Raw genomic sequence first — 3,865 nt, 5'->3', positions numbered from 1 at the left:
GTCCGGCGGCCTGGGACCCCGATGCCGTCGCCGCCCTCGCCGCCGTACCCGGCTGCGGCCCCGCCCAGGCCGCCCTGCTGTTCACCGGCAGGCCCTCCGGCACGCACACCACCGAGGACATGGCCGAGGTCCGCGAGCTGACCGGCCTCACCCGCACCCAGATCGAGGCCGGTGAGGTGCGGTTGACCGCCCTGCCCCTCGACGAGCGGTTCGCGGTGGCCGCCGCCCTCCTGCCCGAGGACCTCGACACCCTGGGGACCTCGGGACTCGACGTGGCCGCCGCGTGTGCGGCCTGGACCGAGCGGTTCGGCACCCTGGTGCGGCTGCCCGAGGACCTGGACCACGTCGCGGTCGTGGGCGACCTCTCCGGCACCGAGGCCGTCCTCAACCCCGCCCGCCACGCCTGGCTGACCCGCACCACCACCCAGCGCCTCGACGACAACGGCCGAGTGGTGGCCGACGACCCGGCCGCCCTGCCCGGCCGCGAGAGCGTCACCGGCGCCGTCGTCGGCCTCGCCGCTCTCGCCTACGGACTGCCGTACGGGCACCCGCTGCGCGCCCGCCTGCCCGAGGGGCTCGCCGCGCTGCGCGAGCGGCTCTCCGACCCCGGACTGCTGCTCGACTGCGGTCTCTCCTGGGCCGCCGAGGGCCGCGCCGCCACCGCGGCCCGGCTGCGCACCGCGCACGGGCTGCCCGAGACGGGCGGCGCCGGGGCGGACGGGACGACCCGGGTCGGCAGCGCCTTCGTGCTCCACCCCTGGTACGGGGACCAGGAGATGACGCTGCTGCGGCCCGCCGGGCTCACCGGACCCGACGACCCGGCGATCGGCCTCGTCGAGGGCTTCGCACGGACCGGCGCGGGCAGCGCCCTGCGCCGGATCGCGGCCGTGTTCGGCGACGACCTCGCCCGGGCCCTCGCCGCGGACGGCGGCTTCGAGGGGTTCGCGCAGGACCCGGCGCTCAGCGTGCCCACGCTCGTCGACGAGGTCGCCGCGACCCACGGCATCGGCGCCGACGCCGCCGTGCTGTACCTCCAGCTGCTCGCCCTGCCCGACCCGACCGATCGCAACGTGGCGCGCTGGACCGGCTGGAAGCCCGCCCGCCTCAAGAAGGCCCGCGCCGAGCTGGCCGCGACCGACCTGGTGGTCGAGGCCAAGCGCAGCCGGGCAGGACGGAGCCTGTTCCTGCCCGGCGGCTGGCTCGCCCTCAAGAGCCCGGCACTGCCCGTCGAGGGCTGGAAGAGCGGCCTGTACGACGTCCCGGCGGCGGGCCGCGCGGTGCCGCTGATGCCCGTCCCCGAGCTGTTCGCCCGCGCCTGGCGACGGGTGTGCGACGGCGACGTCCCGGCGTACGAGGAGCTGACCACCCGCGCCACCCGCAAGGGGCGCAGGCGTGCCTGAGCAGGGCCCCGGTGCCGCCGCGGGCGCACCGGGCGCGCACGGCACCACCGGCCGGCCCGGCCGGCGCGCGCCGCGTGACACGGACGAGCCCCGTGACACGGACGAGCCGCGTGACACGGACGAACAGAGCGAGAAGAGCGAGAAGGACGCGACCATGACCACCACCGAGACGGACCCGGCAGCCACCGCACCGGCCCGGCAGATCGTGCCGCCCGAGGAACTCCACGCCCAGGAGCTGGCCTTCCTCGCCGCACACGATGCGGGACCCCGGCCGCCCGGCTGGGCCCTCACCCCGCGCGCGGTCGTCACCTTCGTCATGGGCAGTGACCGGCCGCTCAGCCTGCCCGAGGGCACGGCCGCGCCGGAGGGGACGCCACGGCGCACGACCATCACCCGCAAGTTCGTCGGCGAGCGCGCACTCGTCGAGCGCTGCGTCGTGACCCTCGCGGGCGAGCGCGGACTGCTGCTCGTCGGCGAGCCCGGCACCGCCAAGTCCATGCTGTCCGAGCTCCTTGCGGCCGCCGTCAGCGGAACCAGCGCCCTCACCGTCCAAGGCACCGCGGGCACCACCGAGGACCAGCTCAAGTACGGGTGGAACTACGCGCTGCTGCTCGCCCAGGGCCCCAGCCCGCAGGCGCTCGTGCCCTCGCCGGTGCTCACCGCGATGCGGCGCGGCGCGATCGCCCGCGTCGAGGAGGTCACCCGCTGCCTGCCCGAGGTGCAGGACGCGCTGATCTCGCTGCTGTCCGAGCGCCGTGTCGCCGTGCCCGAGCTCGCCGGCACGGAGGCCGCCCAGGCCCACGCGGCCCCCGGGTTCAACGTGATCGCGACGGCCAACCTGCGCGACAAGGGCGTCTCCGAGATGTCCGCCGCCCTCAAGCGCCGGTTCAACTTCGAGACGGTCGGCCCCATCGGCGACTTCGACGCCGAACTGGCCCTGGTGCGCAGCCAGTCGAAGGCCGCGGTCGAGCGCTCCGGCGCCGCCTACCGGCTCGACGACACGGTGCTCGACATCCTCGTCACCGCCTTCCGCGAGCTGCGCAGCGGGCGTTCCGCCGAGGGCTGGGAGATCGAGCGGCCCTCGACCGTCATGAGCACGGCCGAGGCCGTCTCGGTGGCCACGGCGCTGGGCCTGGCGGCCGCCTACTTCCCCGGCGACCGGGACCCCCTCGCGCTGCTGCCCGGCCACCTCACCGGCGTCGTGCGCAAGGACGACCCCGCGGACGCGGCCCGGCTGCTCGGCTACTGGGACGGGGCCGTGCGCCGCCGCGCCGAGGAGGGCTCCGCCACCTGGCGCACCCTGTGGGACCTGCGACCGGCGCTGGAGGCCTGACCCGCCATGACGACCCCGCCACTGCCCGGGGGCCCGGACGAGGCCGTGGCGGCGCTCACCGCGCCCGACGGCCCGTACCTGATCGGCGTCCGGCACCACGCGCCGTCGCTCGCGGCCGCCGTGCCCGCGCTGCTCGACGTGGCCCGGCCCGACGTGCTGCTCGTCGAACTGCCCGCGGAGACCCAGGAGTTCCTGGGCTGGCTGGCCGACGAGCGGACCGTCGCACCGGTCGCCCTCGCGGCGGTCCCCGGCCCTGACCCGGAGGCCGCAGCGGACGCGCCCGCACGCGGGCCCGCGTTCTACCCGTTCGCCGACTTCTCGCCCGAACTGGCCGCGCTGCGCTGGGCCAGGGACGCCGGTGTGCCCGTCGTCGCCTGCGACCTGCCGCTCGCCGACCGGTCCTGGCGGGAGCCGCGCGGCTCCGGCGGCGGGGACGGCTCGGAGCCCGGACTGGGGGCGGCCCTGCGCGACCGGCTCACCGGCCGGGACGGCGACGACCTGTGGGACCGGCTCGTCGAGGCCCCCGCCCCCGGCGCCACCCCGGAAGAGCTGCGCCGGGCGGCCCTGCTGACCGGCTGGGCACTGCGCAAGGACGCGGCCGACGGCCCGGGCGTCGACCCGCTCGACCTGGCCCGCGAGGCCTGGATGCGCTCCCGGCTGCGCGCCGCCGGCCGCGGCGGGCGCCGCGCCGCGGCCGTCATCGGCTCCTTCCACGCCGCCGCCCTCACCGGCGCCGCCCTGGCCGCCGACGGACCCGACCCGGTCGTGCCCGCACCGCCGCCCGCCGGGCCCGACTGCACCGTCAGCCTCGTCCCGTACACGTATCCGCTGCTCGACGCCCGCTCCGGCTACCCCGCGGGCATCAGGGACCCGGAGTGGCAGCACCGGGTCCTGGACGCGGCCGGTGACCCGACCGCGCTGCGCGAGGCCGTGCTGCGTTCCGCCGTGGAGGTCAGCGCCCGGCTGCGCGCACAGGGCCACCCCAGCGGGCCCGCCGACGCGCGCGAGGTGACCCGGGTCGCCGGTGACCTCGCCGCCCTGCGTGCCCTGCCCGCCCCCGGGCGCGGCGAGCTCGTCGAGGCGATCCAGACCGTCCTCGCCCAGGGCGAGCCCCTCGGCCGGGGCCGGGCGG

Annotated in this window: 2 protein-coding genes and 1 pseudogene; all 3 read left to right on the top strand. The window is 77.6% G+C overall.

Annotated elements, in window-relative coordinates:
* Positions 1-1,400 (top strand): annotated as a pseudogene (locus tag GTW43_RS01695) (hypothetical protein); the annotation flags it as partial.
* 154 nt (positions 1,401-1,554) lie between these two features.
* On the top strand, positions 1,555-2,733 hold the full coding sequence (locus tag GTW43_RS01690) for an AAA family ATPase (RefSeq protein ID WP_161299744.1): 1,179 nt from the start codon (positions 1,555-1,557) through the stop codon (positions 2,731-2,733).
* Positions 2,734-2,739: 6 nt separating this feature from the next.
* The coding region (locus GTW43_RS01685) for a DUF5682 family protein (protein ID WP_237536343.1) at positions 2,740-3,865 on the top strand (1,126 nt) is incomplete at its 3' end.

The organism is Streptomyces sp. SID5785, assembly GCF_009870065.1.
Classification (GTDB): domain Bacteria; phylum Actinomycetota; class Actinomycetes; order Streptomycetales; family Streptomycetaceae; genus Streptomyces.
The sequence above is the reverse complement of the archived record's forward strand: the minus strand, read 5'-3'. Positions and strand labels throughout refer to the sequence as shown.